This window comes from Pseudomonas fluorescens (genome assembly GCF_902497895.1).
Taxonomy (GTDB): domain Bacteria; phylum Pseudomonadota; class Gammaproteobacteria; order Pseudomonadales; family Pseudomonadaceae; genus Aquipseudomonas; species Aquipseudomonas fluorescens_BP.
Window position 1 is genome coordinate 1 of the sequence record NZ_CABVHQ010000156.1, and the last position, 1101, is coordinate 1101.

Annotated in this window: 2 protein-coding genes; both read right to left on the minus strand. The window is 60.2% G+C overall.

The genetic code is table 11. The features are described 5' to 3' along the window. The coding region (locus tag F8N21_RS30265; protein ID WP_150645599.1) for an electron transfer flavoprotein subunit alpha/FixB family protein at positions 1–840 on the minus strand (840 nt) is incomplete at its 3' end. Further along, on the minus strand, positions 841–1101 hold a 261-nt coding region (locus tag F8N21_RS30270; protein WP_412071691.1), incomplete at its 5' end, for an electron transfer flavoprotein subunit beta/FixA family protein.

The following is a 1101-nucleotide window of genomic DNA, read 5'->3' on the forward strand; positions in this document are numbered from 1 at the left end:
GATCACCTTGGAGTCTTTCATACCGGCCAGGTGCTGGATCGCGCCGGAGATACCGACCGCGATGTACAGCTGTGGCGCAACGATCTTGCCGGTCTGACCGACCTGCATGTCGTTGGGTACGAAACCGGCGTCGACCGCGGCGCGGGAAGCACCGACCGCCGCGCCCAGCTTGTCGGCCAGGGCGTACAGGTGCTTGAAGTTGTCGCCGTTCTGCATGCCGCGACCGCCGGAAACGACGATCTTGGCGGCGGTCAGTTCCGGACGATCGGATTTTGCAAGCTCTTCGCCGACGAAGCTGGAAATACCCGCGTCGTGAGCAGCAGCAACTGTTTCAACAGCAGCCGAACCGCCTTCAGCGGCAACCGGGTCGAAACCGGTGGCACGCACGGTGATCACTTTGATCGCAGCCGAAGATTGCACGGTAGCGATGGCGTTACCGGCATAGATCGGACGCTTGAAGGTGTCAGCGCTTTCTACCGAGATGATCTCGGAGATCTGGTCAACATCAAGCGCAGCGGCGACGCGTGGCAGGATGTTTTTGCCGTTGGAGGTAGCAGCAGCCAGGATGTGGCTGTAGCCAGCGCCCAGCTCGGACACCAGGGGCGCAACGTTTTCCGGCAACTGGTGCGCGTAGGCGGCGTTGTCGGCGAGCAGCACTTTGGCCACGCCCGCGATTTTCGCCGCGGCTTCAGCCACGGCGCCAGCGCCAAGACCGGCAACCAGTACGTGGATGTCGCCACCGATTTTCACGGCCGCAGCAACGGTGTTCAGCGTGGCCGGAGCCAGCACTTTGTTGTCCTGCTGGTCGGTTGAATAGTCAGCAATAACCAGGATCGTCATTTAGATTACCTTCGCTTCGTTTTTCAGTTTCTCGACCAGTTCAGCCACCGACTTGACCTTGATACCCGCGCTACGTGCAGCCGGCGCTTCGACTTTCAGAGTCTTGGTGGTGGAGGCGGTGGAAACGCCCAAAGCGTCCGGAGTCAGCACTTCGAGAGGCTTCTTCTTGGCTTTCATGATGTTTGGCAGGGACGCATAACGCGGCTCGTTCAAACGCAGGTCGGTGGTGACGATGGCTGGCAGTTTCAGGGAAACTGTCTG